Origin of the sequence: Mesorhizobium sp. WSM3860, from assembly GCF_002294995.1 — a bacterium.
Lineage (GTDB): Bacteria > Pseudomonadota > Alphaproteobacteria > Rhizobiales > Rhizobiaceae > Mesorhizobium.
Window position 1 is genome coordinate 1 of the sequence record NZ_NSGF01000008.1, and the last position, 14,426, is coordinate 14,426.

Below are 14,426 nucleotides of genomic sequence, written 5' to 3' on the forward strand. Positions count from 1 at the left end.
GCCTGTCCGAAAGGACGACCAGGATCCACTCGGTCTCCTTCCCACTTCAACCATACACCGGAACCAACACACAGGATCCTAGGGTCAACGCGCGTCGCTTCGCTCCTTACTTCGCCCGTGGATGACGAGGGATCAGCGCCGGCGCTTATCTTCAGTAGTCAGCGCTTTTTCGCCCTGCCCGCGAAAGGATTCTCCGAGGTGCGCAGCGCCATGCGGATCGGCACCCCGGGTATGTCGAAAGCCTCGCGCAGGCTGTTCGACAGGTAGCGGACATAGGATTGCGGCATCGCGTCCGGGCGCGAGCAGGAGACGACGAAACCCGGCGGCCGGGTTTTTGCCTGCGTGACATATTTGATCTTCAGCCGGCGGCCGGCGACGGCGGGCGGCGGATGATGCGCCAGAATGCCTTCCAGCCAGCGGTTGAGCTTGCCGGTCGAGACGCGGCTGTTCCAGACCTTGTGTGTCTTGATGACGGCGTCCATCAGCCGATCGAGGCCGCGGCCGGTCTCGGCAGAGACCGTCACCGCCTGAATGCCGCGCACCTGGGGAAGCAACCGCTCGGTCTTTTCGCGCAGCTCGGCCAGAAGTTCCTGCTGGTTGTCGATCAGGTCCCATTTGTTGAAGGCGATCACCGGCGCGCGCCCCTCGCGGATGATCAGGTCGGCGATCTGCAGATCCTGCTTCTCGAAGGGGATCGTGGCGTCGAGCACGATGATGACGATCTCAGCGAAGCGGATGGCGCGCAGGCCGTCCTGCACCGAAAGCTTCTCGAGCTTTTCCTGGACTTTCGACTTGCGCCGCATGCCGGCCGTGTCGAACAGCTTTATCCGGCGGCCGCGCCAGTCCCAGTCGACCGAGATGGAATCGCGGGTGATGCCGGCCTCGGGTCCGGTCAGCAGCCGCTCCTCGCCGATCAGCGCGTTGATCAGTGTCGACTTGCCGGCATTGGGGCGGCCGACGACGGCAATGCGCAGCGGCTTGGTGTCGTCATAGGCGGGTTCGGCGTCGGGATCGGCGATGTCCTCGCCGATCAGCACCTCGCTCACGGCGATCTCGTCGCCCGGCTGTTCCTCCTCCTCGCCGAAGGCGCGTTCCTCGCCGAGCGCCGCGATCACCGCGTCGCGCAGATCGGGCATGCCCTGGCCGTGCTCGGCCGAGACGGGGATCGGCTCGCCGAGGCCGAGTTCCCAGGCTTCCAGCATGCCGCCTTGCGCGCCTCGGGCTTCGGCCTTGTTGGCCACCAGAACCACCGGCTTGCCGGATTTGCGGACGACGTCGGCAAAGGTGCGGTCGTCGGGCATCAGGCCCGACTTGGCATCGACGGTGAAGAAGATCAGGTCGGCCTCGCGGATAGCGATCTCGGTCTGCTGGCGCATGCGGCCGGGCAGCGTCGAGGCCGCCGCATCCTCGAAGCCGGCGGTGTCGATGACGTCGAAGTGAAGATCGTAAAGCTTGGCGGCATGGACGCGACGGTCGCGCGTCACGCCCGGCGTGTCGTCGACAAGCGCCAGCTTCTTTCCCACCAGCCGATTGAAAAGAGTCGATTTGCCGACGTTAGGCCGGCCGATGATGGCGACTTTGAAGGTCATCCGAAGTCACGAAGCGTTGCCCGACCCGCGGATCAGCTCGGACATCAACTGCGCCCGCTGGCGCGCATTGCGCGGGGCACCGTCATCCGAAGCGATCTGGTCGAACAGTTTCAGCGCATCCGCGGACTTGCCTTCCTTCCAGGCGGCAAGGCCGAGCGCCTCACGCGCCGAGCTGCGCAGCGGATTGGTGTCGGCGGTGAGCGCCTCGACACGGCTGGAAACATCGGCAAAAGAGCCGTGGTCGACCAGCAGCAGCGCCGCTCTCAGCCGTGCCATGTCGCGGATGCCGGAGGGGATGGCGCTGTCGGCGGCGACCGCATCGAAATCCTTGACGGCGGCGTCGACGTCTCCCTTGTCGGCCTTGACGGTCGCGGCCCGCATGCGGGCGAGCAGCGGATAGGCGCCATAGCCATCCTTTTCCAGCTGATCGAGGGCGGCGATCGCCTCGTCGTTCTTGCCGTCATTGGCGAGCTTAAGCGCCTGCGAGAAGGCATCGCCCGACCGGTTGGCGCGGGTCTCGTCCCAGTAGCGGTAGCCGACGAAGGCGGCAGTCGCCACCACGATCAGGATCGCGGCACCGAGCAGGGCCGGACCAAAGCGATCCCACAGCGCCTGCGCCTGCTCGCGACGAATCTCTTCGTTGACTTCGCGGATAAAACTGTCGTCTGACATCAATCAAAACCATTGCGGCCCCGGAACGGAGCGCTTCTTGAGCCCCGCGTTTTAGCGAAATTTTGTCGGCATGGAAGGGGGATCGCCGGAAAATCGGCGGAGCCTCCCAGTGCCCACAGGCCGTGCCGGAACGCATCGACGCCACATTTGGGCGATAGACGGCTTTCCTACAGCCCGAAAGGTTGCCCAAAAGGTTGCCAGAGTGCCACGTTCGTTCCGCGTCCTTGCGTTCAGCCTCGCCTGGGTTGGCTCCGTTGCAACGGCGCTGGCTGATCCGCCGAAACCGGTGGCGGCGAAGCCAAAGCAGATCGTGCTTATCTCCTTCGACAGCGCACGCGAGATCTCGCAATGGGAGCGCAGCCGCGCGCTGGCAAAGCGCACGGGCGCGCATTTCACCTATTTTCTGTCCTGCGTCTTCCTGCTTTCGCCGCAAACGCGCGCCGAGTACGTCGCGCCCGGCAAGGGCGCCGGTAAAGCGAAGATCGGCTTCGCCGCCTCCGGGCAGGAGGTGGCGGACCGGCTGCAACAGATCCGGCTCGCGGCCGCCGAAGGTCACGATATCGGCAGTCATGCCTGCGGACATTTCGACGGCAAGGGCTGGAGCAAGGCAGACTGGCTGGCCGAGTTCTCAGCGTTCCGCCGCATCCTCGAAAATGCCTATGCGATCAACGGCATTTCGCCGGAGCCGCGTGGCTGGCGTGATTTCGCCCGCGATGCCGTGATCGGTTTCCGCGCGCCGTACCTCTCGACGGACAAGGCGCTTTACGAAGCGCTGCCAGAGGCCGGCTTCCAATATGACGCGAGCGGTGTCTCGAACGGCCCTGCCCTGCCGCCGACGAAGAACGGCACCACCCGCTTTGCATTGCCGCAGATTCCGGAAGGGCCGAAATCGAAGCGGGTGGTTGCCATGGACTACAATCTCTATGTCCGCCATTCGGGCGGCTTCGAGAGGCCGTCGATGGCGGGCGCGTTCGCCGACCGCGCCTATCGGGCGTTTCGCGCCGCCTTCGATGCGCAGTACAACGGCAAACGCCTTCCGTTGGAGCTCGGCTTCCACTTCACCCAGATGAACATGGGCGCCTATTGGAACGCGCTTGAGCGCTTCGCGGATGAGGTCTGCGTCATGCAGCAGGTCGAGTGCATCAGCTTCCGCGACTATGTGGCGCGCCAGCGCTCTGACGAAAAACGGGTTGCCGTCGGCGGCTGAGCCGTCCACTTCCAATCTCTTGCCTTTGGCGTGATTCCGGACGGAAAAGCGCTCCGCATTTTTCCTGCAATTGCTCCGAGTTCAGGCCGGATCCTCCGCGCTCTGCCGAGCTAGGTAACGCTGGTCGATGTCCGGCAGCGGCTCGCCTTCCAGCGTCGCCTCGAAGGCGCGCAGGCGCTTGTGCACCGACTGCAGCTCGACAATGGTCGACCAGGAATTCAACAGGAACTGCAGCGAATTCGTCACCTTGCCGAAGGCGTTCGAAATCTGGTTCAGCGCACCGAAGGTGATCTTGTGCGCAACCAGCGAGGGCCCGAGGATCAGCAGCGAGAAGATGTTGTCCGCCTGCAGGTAGGTGTACCGGACGACGTTGAAATAGATGTAGTGGAAATAGAGCCTGAAGTAGTTGCGGCGCACATTGGCGAACAGTTCCGTCGTCGTCGCCGGCTGCGCCCGGTCGGGATGGTCTTCGCCGTAGACGAGTTCCTTGCGATAGGCGGCCTCGACGCGCTGGTTGCGGAACTGGAGGCCCGGCAGCTTGATGCCGGCGAGCATCACCGAGGCCGTGCCGAATATGCACCAGCCCAGCGCGGCAACGACCAGGGGCTGCGGCACCGCGCCTAGGATCGGCAACTCGGTGATGTGCGCTTGCAGTTGGATCATCACCGGCAGGAAGGCAATGAGGGTCATGATCGACTGGACGAAGCTCGAGCCTAAGTCCTCCATGATCTGCGAGAAGCGCATCGTATCTTCCTGGATGCGCTGCGAAGCGCCTTCGATGTGGCGCAGCCGGCCCCAGTTCGCCATGAAGTAGTCGTTCATCGCCGTGCGCCAGCGGAAGATCCAGTGGCTGACGATGAAGGCGTTGACCACCTGCACATTCATGCCGACCAGCGCCAGCCAGGAGAAGTCGGCCAGGCCCTTGTAGAACTCGATGTCAGTCGATGCTGTCGTTCCCGACATCAGCCCCTGGACGTAGTCGAAGAAAGGACCGTACCAGTTGTTGACGGCGACGCTGACCTGAACGTTGAAATAGATGAAGAAGAGAATGACGGCGGTCATCAGGATCGACCAGTTCTGCCACGGATGCGGAGCATACCAGCTCCAGAACGCGTAGAAGATCGCCACACAGGCCACGAAATACATGTAGAACCACAAGAACGGCTTCGACCATAGAACCGCGATGCCGATGATGGGCGGCACACCCGCAGCCGCCGGCGGCATGCCGAAAACGGCGCCCAGTTGTTCGCCGCCGAAGAACCAGAACAGAATCGCGGCAAGGCTCCAGAGGGCGGCCGAGGTGAAGAAAAGCTTCGGCTGCGGGAAGAAGGATACGAACACTGTGGCGGGTTTCCTCGGTCTGACCGCAATTCAGCGGCGTTGCTGTTCGGCGGGCATAAGGTCACACATTAGTGGGAAAGAAAATGCCCTGCCCGGCGCCCGGCACCGAACAAGACCACAAATCATGGCGATTTTGGTGCAGCCGACCAGGCAATGACGCCGGAGACCAGCAGAGCGGCGGCCGCCATGATCGAGGCAAGCACATAATTGCCCGAGGCCTGGGCGAGCAGGCCGGCGGCAATCGGACCGATGATCTGGCCGAGGCCAAAGGCGGCGGTCATCACCGCGAAGATGCGGCGCGGCGCCTGCGGCGCAAGCTGCCTTGCCGCCTGCAGGCCGAACGCGGTGATGGCGATGAACGTGCCGCCGAGCAGGATGGCAGCCAGAAGCGGCCCGCTGAAACCTTTGACGACGACGCTGGCGGTTACGCCGACCACTTCGACCAGGCAGCTCACGGCATAGGCGGTGTAAAGCCCGATCCTGCCGGCGAGCTTTTGCCAAAACCAGGTCGAGGGGAAGCCGGCAAGACCGGCGATCATCCAGACCGAGGCCTCGAAGACACGTCCGCCGCCGTCCTGGCGAACGATGGCGACCAGGAAAGTCGCCGTCACCACATAGCCAAAGCCGAACAGCCCATAGGCAAGGATCATCTTCGTCAGCGCTCTATCCTTCGGCAATGCCGGTTCAGGCCCGTCGACGCCATTGGCGGGCGTGGCGGAGCCAGCGAGCAGCGCGACGAGGAGCAGGCCGACAGCGGAAATCGCTCCCGACCATAGCCAGCCTGCGGGCCAGCCGGCATGGGCGGTGACGAGGATGGCCAGCAGCGCCGAGGACGCCGCAATGCCCAGGCCGACACCGCCGAAATGCAGCGCTTGCAGGTCGCCACGGCCTGCCTTCGCAAGATGGCTGAAGACGATCGACGACATGAACACCATGACGAAGGCGCTGGCCAGGCCGGCGAGAAAACGGATGACGAGGAAAGCGGCCATCGTCTCGTTCAGTCCCATCAGAGCCGCCAGCACGGCGCTGGCGGCAAGGCTTGCGAACATCAGCAGACGCTCGCGCCCATGCGCCCAGCCGCCGGCCGCGGCGAGAGCGCCGATGAGATAGCCGAGGTAGTTGGCGGAAGCGATCCAGCCGGCGTCTGCCGGCGTCAGGCGCAACTCTTCCATCATGCCGGGCAGGATCGGCGTGTAGACGAAGCGGCCGATGCCCATGGCCACGGCGAGAGCCGTCATGCCGGCGAGGGCAAGGCGCAAGGGAGATGGCAAAGCAGCGTTCATTGCAGCGCAACATAAATGTGTGCGCAGGTGAAACAATGCGCTTGCGTTGGGCCAGGTCGGCTTGGCCGCCTTCAGCGGCAAGCCGTCTCGTACACAGTGCGGCCGGCGGTCAGCCGGAACGGCATATCGCCGAGCTCGCGCTCCGACATGGCGTCGAGCACCGGATGCGACAGCGGATCGACGACCCAGCGGGCGATCTCTCCGTCATCATGCCGGCTCTTCATCGGCACGGCGCCGGAAAGCTCCCTCAGCAAAGATGAAATCTTCATCGGATTGCCTCCAAGGTCGGGTCGGTACTTCAATAAAATCGGGCTTTCCTTGCCAAGTTTCAATTGAGATTTCGGCCCAACGAGTTTAGAAAAACTGAATGGCTATGCTGAACCGCGTCCATCTCAACGGCCTGCGCGCCATCGAAACCGTTGCACGACTGGGCTCGCTCGCCGCCGCGGCGGCCGAACTCAACGTCTCGGTCAGCGCCGTCAGCCAGCAGATCAAGCGCACGGAAAAACAGCTCGGGCAGGCGCTGTTCGAGCGCACGCCCGGCGGGCTGGTGCCGACCGAGTTCGGCATTGTCTTCACGACTAGATTGAGCGCGGGTTTCCGCGAGCTCGCGCAAGCGGTGGCGCTGGCCGACGAGGCAACGGAATGCACGCTGGTCGTGTCGGTGGCGCCGGCCTTCGCCTCGAAATGGCTGTTGCCAAGGCTGTCGCGGCATTTCGGCCGCCATCCGAACGTGCTCTTGCGCATAGACGCTTCCGGCAGGCTCGCCGATCTCGACCATTCCGACATCGACATTGCGATTCGGATGGGCGACGGCGCTTGGCCGGGAGTGCAGGCGGAACTGCTGCTGGCGCAGGAAGTGTTTCCGGTCTGCGCACCAGCGATCGCGGCCAAGCTGAAGTCCATCGAGGATCTGGCGCAGACCTGCGCCATCACCGACGAGCGGGCAATGATCAGCTGGGACAGTTGGTTCAAGGCGGCCGGCGTCGAGCCGGTCACTTTCCAAAAAGGCGCGCGCTTCACCGATCCGATGCTCTGCCTGGAATCTGCAATCGCCGGCCATGGCGTGATGCTCGCCTGGCAATTGCTGACCGCCGATGCGCTGGCCGATGGCCGGCTGGTCGCCCCCTTCGGCGTGCGAGCTGAAAGCGGGCTCGGCTACTGGATGGTTACCTCAGCCACAAAAACCGAAAGCCGCAAGGTGCGCGACTTCAAGGTCTGGGTTCGCGAAGAAATCGAGGCGACCATGGCGCAGTTCAGGGCGCTCGACAGCGCCGCCTAAGCCAGGCCCAGTCGATCGCGGTGGAAAGGCCAGGCGCAGCGGTCTATGTAAGGACCAGACCCCAACATCACGGCAGGCAGGATCATGACCACACATTCGCGCGGCGTCTCGGCTATAATCGACCCGGTGAAGCTCGACAGGCTGGCCGAAGTCGCCGTCAAAGTCGGGCTGCAGCTGCAGCCGGGACAGGACCTGGTGCTGACTTCGTCGATCGCGGCGCTGCCGCTGACCCGGCGTATCGTCGAACATGCCTACAAGGCCGGCGCCGGGCTGGTGACGCCGATCTTCAACGACGACGAAATCACGCTGGCGCGCTTCCGCTACGGCGCCGATGCCGGCTTCGACCGCGCCGCCGGCTGGCTCTATGAGGGCATGGCGAAAGCCTTCGCCAACAATGCGGCGCGGCTTGCGGTGCGCGGCGAGAATCCGTCTCTGCTGTCGGCGCAGGACCCGGCCAAGGTGGCGCGCGCCAACAAGGCGAATTCGATGGCGTACCAGCCGGCGCTGGAAAAAATCACCGGTTTCGACATCAACTGGAACATCGTCGCATATCCGGACGTTGCCTGGGCTCGCCAGGTGTTTCCAGGCGAGCCCGACGACGTTGCGGTGGTGAAGCTCGCGGACGCGATCTTCTCGGCCTCGCGCGTCGACATCGAGGATCCGATCGGCAACTGGAAGGCGCATAACGCGGCCTTGGCCGAGCGCACGAAATGGCTGAACGAGCACAATTTCCACGCGCTGCATTTCACCGGACCGGGGACCGACCTCACCGTCGGCCTGGCGGAAGGTCATGAATGGATGGGCGGCGCTTCGACCGCCAAGAACGGCATCACCTGCAATCCGAACATCCCGACCGAGGAGGTCTTCACCACGCCGCATGCGAGGCGCGTCGAAGGCCATGTCTCCTCGACCAAGCCGCTCTCCTACCAGGGCACGCTGATCGACGAGATCTCGGTGCGCTTCGAGGGCGGTCGGATCGTCGAGGCCAAGGCCTCGAAGGGCGAGGATGTTCTGGAGAAGGTGCTCGACACCGACGAGGGCGCGCGCCGGCTCGGCGAAGTGGCGCTGGTGCCGCATTCCTCGCCGATCTCGAAGAGCGGCCTGCTGTTCTTCAACACGCTGTTCGACGAGAACGCGGCCTGCCACATCGCGCTCGGACAGTGCTATTCGAAGTGCTTCGTCAACGGCGCTTCGCTCAGCCAGGACGAGATTGCCGAGCGCGGTGGCAACAAGAGTTTCATCCACATCGACTGGATGATCGGCTCGGACAAGATCGACATCGACGGCGTCGGCAAGGATGGCAGCCGCGTGCCGGTCATGCGCAAGGGCGAGTGGGCATAACCTCCTCGCCAGTGGAGGGGTGATGGCCTTCGACATAGCGGTGAAGCGCGTCTATGAAGCGCCGGCGAAAAGCGACGGCCAGCGGGTGCTGGTCGACCGCGTCTGGCCGCGCGGCGTCTCCAAGAAGGACGCCGCGCTAGACCTTTGGCTGAAGGAGATCGCGCCCAGCACCGAACTGCGCAAATGGTTCGGGCATGATCCCGAGCGATGGGCTGAGTTCCAGAAGCGGTATCGGAGCGAGCTCGATGCAAATGGCGATGCGGTGGCGCAGCTGCGCAGCCTGTTGCGCGAAGGCAAGGTGACGCTGCTCTATGGGGCGCATGACGAAGCGCACAACAATGCGGTGGCGCTGGCGGGGTATTTGCAGTCCCGCTCGTAGCCAAGAGTGGTAAGCTTTGAGGTGCTGGCGGGACAGCGCCCCCCTCTGTCCTGCCGGACATCTCCCCCACTTGGGGGGAGATCAGATGTCGCGCCGGCTTTCGGCAATCACGAACGTCAAAGGGATGATCGCGGCGCCTAAACCGCCAATCTCCCCCCTCGTGGGGGAGATGTCCGGCAGGACAGAGGGGGGCGCGAAGGAGCGCGACGTCCGAAGATAGCACTTATTTTCGGCCGGCCGCTTCCTCATAAATTTCGGGCTTGAACCCCACCAACACCCGATCGCCCACCTCCAGCACCGGGCGCTTGATCATCGTCGGCTTGGCGAGCATCAGCTTCTTCGCCCTCTTCTCGTCGAGCGCTTCCTTGTCCTTCTCCGGCAGTTCGCGAAAAGTCGCGCTGCCCTTGTTGAGCAGCTTTTCCCAGCCGACCTTATCGACCCAGCCATTCAGCCTTGCCGCCTCGATCCCTTCGGCGCGGTAGTCATGGAAGCGGTAGGCAACGTCGCGGCTCTCCAGCCAGACGCGCGCCTTCTTGATCGTGTCGCAGGCGGTGATGCCGTACATGGTGATGGTCAACAGATGCTCCTCGGGCCGACGTTGGATTCGCCGGCACCGTAGAACCCCCGCTTATTCATGGCCAGCGGATCGACGGAAATGCTACGAAGTGAGGCCGGCGCGCGAAGCCGCGTTCGCGCCCCGCGTCAATAGTAGAAGCGCTCTTCGGCAATCTTGCCGTTCTTGACCGTATAGAGGCCGACCTCGTCCATGGTGACGCGCTCACCGGTGGCCTTGGGCGTTATGTCGAAGGTGAAGCGAACGGCGAATTGGTCGCCGTTGACATAGGGGCCTTCGACCGAGCCGCCATGAACTTCGTGGTTTTCCTGCCACCACTGCCCCTTCTGCTTGAGGGCATCCTTGCCGCGGCTGACAGCCATCGGTCCCTCCATCGCCTCGTAACTGACGATGTCGTCGGCATTGTATTTTGCAGCGGCACCATCGTGGTTGCCCTGCTTGAGAAGCTCTGTAAAGTCCCTGGCAATATCGGCGATGGTCATATCTTTCTCCTGTTCCAGACGGATTGCAGGTAGGGTGACGACAGCCGGCCTGCCACCGTCGGCCCGCTCGTCAGGTGACAATTCATGTCAGGATGCGCGCGCTGGCGAACGGGCGCTTACATGACGACCGCGTCGTAACACCCGCGCTCGATCGCCAGCCGCCGCACCAGCGCCAGGACGGTGTCGATGGCGGGCGTCGGCTGGCCGGTAAGGCGCCCGAGTTCCTGCACCGCCGTGACCAGCGCGTCGATCTCCATCGGACGGCCGCGCTCGAGATCCTGCAGCATGGAGGTCTTGTGCTCGCCGACATCGCCGGCGCCCTTGATGCGCCGGTCGACGGGGATGGGAAAGCGCACGCCGAGGCGCTCGCCGATTGCCTGCGCCTCCCGCATCATGGCGCGGGCGACGGCCCGGGTGCCTTCATCGGCGACGATCGCCGCGAGCGTGCTGCCGGTGAGCGCCGAGATCGGGTTGAAGGAAAGATTGCCCCAAAGCTTCACCCAGATTTCCGAGCGTATGTCCTCGCGGACCGGCGCCTGCAGCCCGGCCTTGACCATCTCGCGCGCCAGCACACTCACCCGCTCGCTCTTTTCGCCAGAAGGCTCGCCGAGCGAAAAGCGCGTGCCCTCGACGTGGCGGATCAGGCCTGGCGCATCGACCTCGACGGCGGGATAGACGACGGAGCCGATGACGCGCTCGGGCCCGATGGTCTCCCAGATCCTTCCGCCGGAATCGACCGCCTCAAGCCGCGTGCCTTCGAGCGCGCCGCCGGCCTTGTAGAAGTACCACCAGGGCACGCCGTTCTGCATCGTGACGACGGCTGTCCCCTGGCCCAGCAGCGGTGCAATCTCGCCCAGCGCCGGCGCCAGAGAATGCGCTTTCAGCGCCAGCACCACGTAATCCTGAATGCCGAGTTCTTCGGCCGTGGCCGCTGCCCTCACGCGCGCGAACGTCTCCTTGCCGTCCTCGATCAGGCGAAGGCCATCGGCCTTGATCGCTTCGAGATGCGCGCCGCGCGCCACGATCGACAGATCGGTCCGGCCGGCAATCGCCAGCTTGGCGGCCAGATAGCCGCCGATGGCGCCGGCGCCGAAGACTGTAATGCGCATCAGCCCAAACCGAGCTTTGCCGAGAGACCGATGCGCTGCAACTTGCCGGTGGCACCCTTCGGGATTTCATCCAGGATCACCACCTTGCGCGGCACCTTGAAATCGGCGAGCCGCATCGCGGCAAAGCCGCGAATGTCGGCCTCGCTGGCGCTCTGGCCTTCGCGCAGCACGACAGCGGCAGCCACTTCCTCGCCGAGCTTGTCGTGCGGCATAGCGAAGGTGACGACCTGCGCCACCGCCGGATGATCCATCAGCACGCCGTCGACCTCGAGCGGCGAGATCTTTTCGCCGCCGCGGTTGATGATCTCCTTCAGCCGGCCGGTGACGCGCAGGTAGTTGTCCTCGTCCAGCACGCCCTGGTCGCCGGTGTGGAACCAGCCATGCGCAAAGGCGCTGGCGTTGGCGTCCGGATTCTTCTCGTAGCCGGCGGTGACGTTCGGCCCGCGAATGACGATCTCGCCGATCTCGCCGGGCTTGAGCAGCCTTCCATCCGGCGCCATGACGGCCACTTCCGGTCCGGCCGAGGCGCCGACGCTGCCCGGCTTGCGCTGGCCCGGCGGCAGGCGGTTGGACGCCATCTGGTGCGCGGCTTCGGTCATGCCATAGGATTCGATCACCGGACAGCCGAAGGTTGCTTCCAGTTCAGCCATCACCTGCGCCGGCAACGAAGCCGAGGACGAGCGGATGAAGCGCAAATTTGCGTCGGCCAGTTGCTCGGCGTTGCGCGCGGCGCGCGGCAGGATCGCCTGATGCATGGTCGGCACCGCCGTGTACCAGCTTGGCTTCGCTTCGGAGAGCCACTGGAAGAAGCGCAGGGCGTTGAAGCCCGGCGTGCAGAAGACACTGCCTCCGGCGGCCAGCGACGACAGCACCGCCGCGATCAGTCCGTGGATATGGAACAAGGGCATGATGTTGAGGCAGCGGTCGGCCGGGGCCAGGCCGAGTGTGGCGCCGATATGCGCGGCCGAAGCTGCAAGATTGGCGTGGCTGAGCGGCACCAGCTTCGGACGCGATGTAGTGCCTGATGTATGCAAAAGAAGTGCCGTGTCGCTGTCTTCGGCCAAGCCGGAGCCAACCGGCGACCCGACCGGGTCACCCTCGATGGCGAAGATGCCGGCCGGCGCGCCTTCGGGCACCACCAGCCGCAGCACCGGAATGCGGAGGCGTTCGGCAACTTCGACCGAAGGCCCTTGCTCGTCCTTGCCGACAAGGATCGCCTTGACGCCGATGTCGCTGAGATAGAAATCGAGCTCGTCGGCGCGATAGGCGGGATTGAGCGGCGCGGTGGAAGCAGCGGCAGCGACCGCGATGAAGGCCGTTGCCATCTCCGGGCCGTTCGGCAGCACGATGGCAACGCGGTCGCCTCGGCCGATGCCGAGCGTATTGAGCCGGGTCACGGTCTCTTGGATCAGACGGCGCAGCCCGCCATGCGAGAGGGCTGTCCGGTCGGGCGCGGCGATGGCTGGCGCGACTTCGGCGCCGGGCGCGAGGCGATGAGCAAGATCAAAGGGATTTTCGCTTGTTGTCATGGTTCCCGACTATGTTTCGAACGATCGGCCGATGTCCAGCAAAGGGCTGCTCAATATCCGAGCGCCAAGCCGTCCTTGCGCGGATCGGAGGCGCCGGTCAGTGTGCCTTTTTCCCAATCGATAAGCACCGCCTGCCCGCCGCCAAGCGGATGGTCTGGCTCGACAACACGATGGCCGCGGCGGCGCAGGCCTTCGACCGTATCGGGACGCACGCTTCGCTCGGCTTCCACGACGTCGTGATTGTAGAAGACGCGCGCCGCATCCAATGCCTGCTGCGGATCCATGCCGAAGTCGATCACGTTGGTCAAAAGATGGACATGGCCGAAGGGCTGATAGCCGCCGCCCATGACGCCGAAGGGCATCACGGCACGGCCGTCCCTCACCATCATGCCCGGCATGATCGTGTGCATCGGCCGCTTGCCCGGCGCTATTGCGTTCGGATGCTTTGGATCGAGCCGGAACGAAGTGCCGCGGTTCTGCAGCACGACGCCGGTCTTCGGACCGACGACGCCGCTGCCGAAGGAATAATAGGTCGAGTTGATGAAGCTCACCGCGTTACGGTCGCGGTCGACGACGGTGATGTAGACCGTGTCGCTGCCCGGCAAATCGACGCGTGGCAAATGCGTCATGGCGCGTTCCCGGTCGATCTCGGCGCGCAGCCGGTCGGCATAGGCGATGGAGAGGAGTTCCTTCACCGGCACCGCAACGTGATCCTGATCCGCGAGCAGGTTGTCGCGATCGCGATAGGCCAGCCGGCCTGCCTCGATCTCCAGATGCAGCCGCTCGGCGCCATTCGGGTCGAGCGGGGCAAGGTCGAAGCCTGAGAGCACGTTCAGCATCAGGAGCGCGGTCAGGCCCTGGTTGTTCGGCGGCAGCTGATGGATGGCATGGCCGCGATAGGAGGTGCTGACCGCCGTCTTGTAGTCGCCCGTCGTCGCAGCGAAATCGTCCAGCGTATGAAGGCCGCCGAGTTGGCGAAGCCGGCCGACAAGGTCTTCCGCAACAGCGCCTTCATAGAAACCGGCGCGGCCGCGCTTCGCGATGATGCGCAGCGTTTCCGCCAGTTCCGGCTGGCGATGCACATCGCCGGCCTTCGGCGGCTTGCCGCCCGGCAGGAAGATGCGCGCCGCCACATCGTCGGCCGACAGGTCGGTTTCCGGATCCTCCCAGTCAAAGGCGACGCGGTCGTGCACGACATAGCCGTTTTCGGCGTAATGGATGGCGGGAGCGAGCGCATCGGCTATTCCCTTGCGGCCATGGTCTTCCAGCAGCCGGCACCAGGCGTCGACGGCGCCGGGAATCGTGACCGCGTGCGCGCCCTGCTTCGGCAGCTCGCTGAAGCCTCTCTCCAGATACCAGTCGACCGTTGCCGCCTGGGGCGCGCGACCCGAGCCGTTGAATGCTATCACCTCGCCCTGTCCCTTCGGGCAGTAGAGGACAAAACAGTCGCCGCCGATGCCGGTCGATTGCGGCTCGACCGCCGCCTGGACGGCCGCGGCGCAGACGGCCGCATCCATGGCGTTGCCGCCGGAGCGCAGCATGTCGATGGCGGCAAGAGTGGCGAGCGGATGCGAGGTCGCGGCCATGGCCTCGGTGGCGCGGACCGGCGAGCGGCCTGGAAACTGAAAATCACGCATT

At 64.5% G+C, this 14,426-nt stretch carries 14 protein-coding genes; 4 read left to right on the forward strand and 10 right to left on the reverse strand.

Annotation, left to right across the window (positions count from 1 at the left end; genetic code table 11):
• Positions 1–158 precede the first annotated feature (158 nt).
• Positions 159–1,589 (reverse strand): ribosome biogenesis GTPase Der, encoded by a 1,431-nt coding sequence (der, locus tag CK220_RS14775; protein ID WP_095812245.1) that lies wholly within the window; start codon positions 1,587–1,589, stop codon positions 159–161.
• 6 nt (positions 1,590–1,595) lie between these two features.
• Entirely contained in the window at positions 1,596–2,261 is a 666-nt protein-coding gene (locus CK220_RS14780; RefSeq protein WP_095812246.1) for a tetratricopeptide repeat protein, read from the reverse strand.
• Positions 2,262–2,463: 202 nt separating this feature from the next.
• On the opposite strand from CK220_RS14780, the gene CK220_RS14785 reads away from it, so the two are divergent.
• Positions 2,464–3,468 carry a polysaccharide deacetylase family protein gene (locus tag CK220_RS14785; RefSeq protein WP_095812247.1) on the forward strand — a complete coding sequence of 335 codons (1,005 nt, stop codon included), beginning with the start codon at positions 2,464–2,466 and terminating at the stop codon, positions 3,466–3,468.
• A gap of 81 nt (positions 3,469–3,549) precedes the next feature.
• Here the strand turns inward: CK220_RS14785 and sbmA are convergent, their stop codons facing one another.
• The 3 genes from sbmA to CK220_RS14800 form a co-directional block, all read right to left on the reverse strand.
• Complete coding sequence (sbmA, locus tag CK220_RS14790) at positions 3,550–4,809, reverse strand: peptide antibiotic transporter SbmA (RefSeq protein WP_095812248.1); 1,260 nt, start codon at positions 4,807–4,809, stop codon at positions 3,550–3,552.
• Between the two features lie 122 nt (positions 4,810–4,931).
• Entirely contained in the window at positions 4,932–6,092 is a 1,161-nt protein-coding gene (locus tag CK220_RS14795) for a YbfB/YjiJ family MFS transporter (protein WP_245429210.1), read from the reverse strand.
• Positions 6,093–6,163: 71 nt separating this feature from the next.
• A complete protein-coding gene (locus CK220_RS14800; RefSeq protein ID WP_095812249.1) occupies positions 6,164–6,361 on the reverse strand; it encodes a hypothetical protein in 198 nt (65 codons plus the stop codon).
• Between the two features lie 98 nt (positions 6,362–6,459).
• On the opposite strand from CK220_RS14800, the gene CK220_RS14805 reads away from it, so the two are divergent.
• The 3 genes from CK220_RS14805 to CK220_RS14815 all read left to right on the forward strand — a co-directional run bounded on the left by CK220_RS14805 (position 6,460) and on the right by CK220_RS14815 (position 9,094).
• On the forward strand, positions 6,460–7,374 hold the full coding sequence (locus CK220_RS14805) for a LysR substrate-binding domain-containing protein (protein WP_095812250.1): 915 nt from the start codon (positions 6,460–6,462) through the stop codon (positions 7,372–7,374).
• Positions 7,375–7,458: 84 nt separating this feature from the next.
• Entirely contained in the window at positions 7,459–8,715 is a 1,257-nt protein-coding gene (locus tag CK220_RS14810) for an aminopeptidase (protein WP_095812251.1), read from the forward strand.
• Between the two features lie 22 nt (positions 8,716–8,737).
• On the forward strand, positions 8,738–9,094 hold the full coding sequence (locus tag CK220_RS14815) for a DUF488 domain-containing protein (RefSeq protein WP_095812252.1): 357 nt from the start codon (positions 8,738–8,740) through the stop codon (positions 9,092–9,094).
• A 223-nt stretch (positions 9,095–9,317) separates the two neighbouring features.
• On the opposite strand, the gene CK220_RS14825 is transcribed toward CK220_RS14815, so the two are convergent.
• The 5 genes from CK220_RS14825 to ggt form a co-directional block, all read right to left on the reverse strand.
• Positions 9,318–9,671, reverse strand: coding sequence for an ArsC family reductase (locus CK220_RS14825; RefSeq protein ID WP_095812254.1), 354 nt, complete (start codon positions 9,669–9,671; stop codon positions 9,318–9,320).
• 125 nt (positions 9,672–9,796) lie between these two features.
• Positions 9,797–10,150 (reverse strand): SnoaL-like domain-containing protein, encoded by a 354-nt coding sequence (locus CK220_RS14830; RefSeq protein WP_095812255.1) that lies wholly within the window; start codon positions 10,148–10,150, stop codon positions 9,797–9,799.
• Between the two features lie 116 nt (positions 10,151–10,266).
• Positions 10,267–11,259, reverse strand: coding sequence for a 2-dehydropantoate 2-reductase (locus CK220_RS14835; protein WP_095812256.1), 993 nt, complete (start codon positions 11,257–11,259; stop codon positions 10,267–10,269).
• The gene (locus CK220_RS14840; protein ID WP_095812257.1) at positions 11,259–12,788 is read right to left on the reverse strand and encodes an acyl--CoA ligase; all 1,530 of its coding nucleotides are present in this window, start codon (positions 12,786–12,788) and stop codon (positions 11,259–11,261) included. The genes CK220_RS14835 and CK220_RS14840 overlap by 1 nt, the downstream gene beginning before the upstream one ends.
• Before the next feature lie 50 nt (positions 12,789–12,838).
• Positions 12,839–14,425, reverse strand: a complete 1,587-nt coding sequence (gene ggt / locus CK220_RS14845) for a gamma-glutamyltransferase (RefSeq protein WP_095812258.1) — start codon at positions 14,423–14,425, stop codon at positions 12,839–12,841.
• Position 14,426: the final 1 nt, after the last annotated feature.

Coding starts and splice junctions, on each gene's coding strand:
- CK220_RS14840 (WP_095812257.1), bottom strand. CDS start 12,788: ATGACAACAAGCGAAAATCCCTTTGATCTTGCTCATCGCCTCGCGCCC.
- CK220_RS14830 (WP_095812255.1), bottom strand. CDS start 10,150: ATGACCATCGCCGATATTGCCAGGGACTTTACAGAGCTTCTCAAGCAG.
- CK220_RS14810 (WP_095812251.1), top strand. CDS start 7,459: ATGACCACACATTCGCGCGGCGTCTCGGCTATAATCGACCCGGTGAAG.
- CK220_RS14795 (WP_245429210.1), bottom strand. CDS start 6,092: ATGAACGCTGCTTTGCCATCTCCCTTGCGCCTTGCCCTCGCCGGCATG.
- CK220_RS14805 (WP_095812250.1), top strand. CDS start 6,460: ATGGCTATGCTGAACCGCGTCCATCTCAACGGCCTGCGCGCCATCGAA.
- CK220_RS14800 (WP_095812249.1), bottom strand. CDS start 6,361: ATGAAGATTTCATCTTTGCTGAGGGAGCTTTCCGGCGCCGTGCCGATG.
- der (WP_095812245.1), bottom strand. CDS start 1,589: ATGACCTTCAAAGTCGCCATCATCGGCCGGCCTAACGTCGGCAAATCG.
- CK220_RS14815 (WP_095812252.1), top strand. CDS start 8,738: ATGGCCTTCGACATAGCGGTGAAGCGCGTCTATGAAGCGCCGGCGAAA.
- CK220_RS14780 (WP_095812246.1), bottom strand. CDS start 2,261: ATGTCAGACGACAGTTTTATCCGCGAAGTCAACGAAGAGATTCGTCGC.
- ggt (WP_095812258.1), bottom strand. CDS start 14,425: ATGCGTGATTTTCAGTTTCCAGGCCGCTCGCCGGTCCGCGCCACCGAG.
- CK220_RS14835 (WP_095812256.1), bottom strand. CDS start 11,259: ATGCGCATTACAGTCTTCGGCGCCGGCGCCATCGGCGGCTATCTGGCC.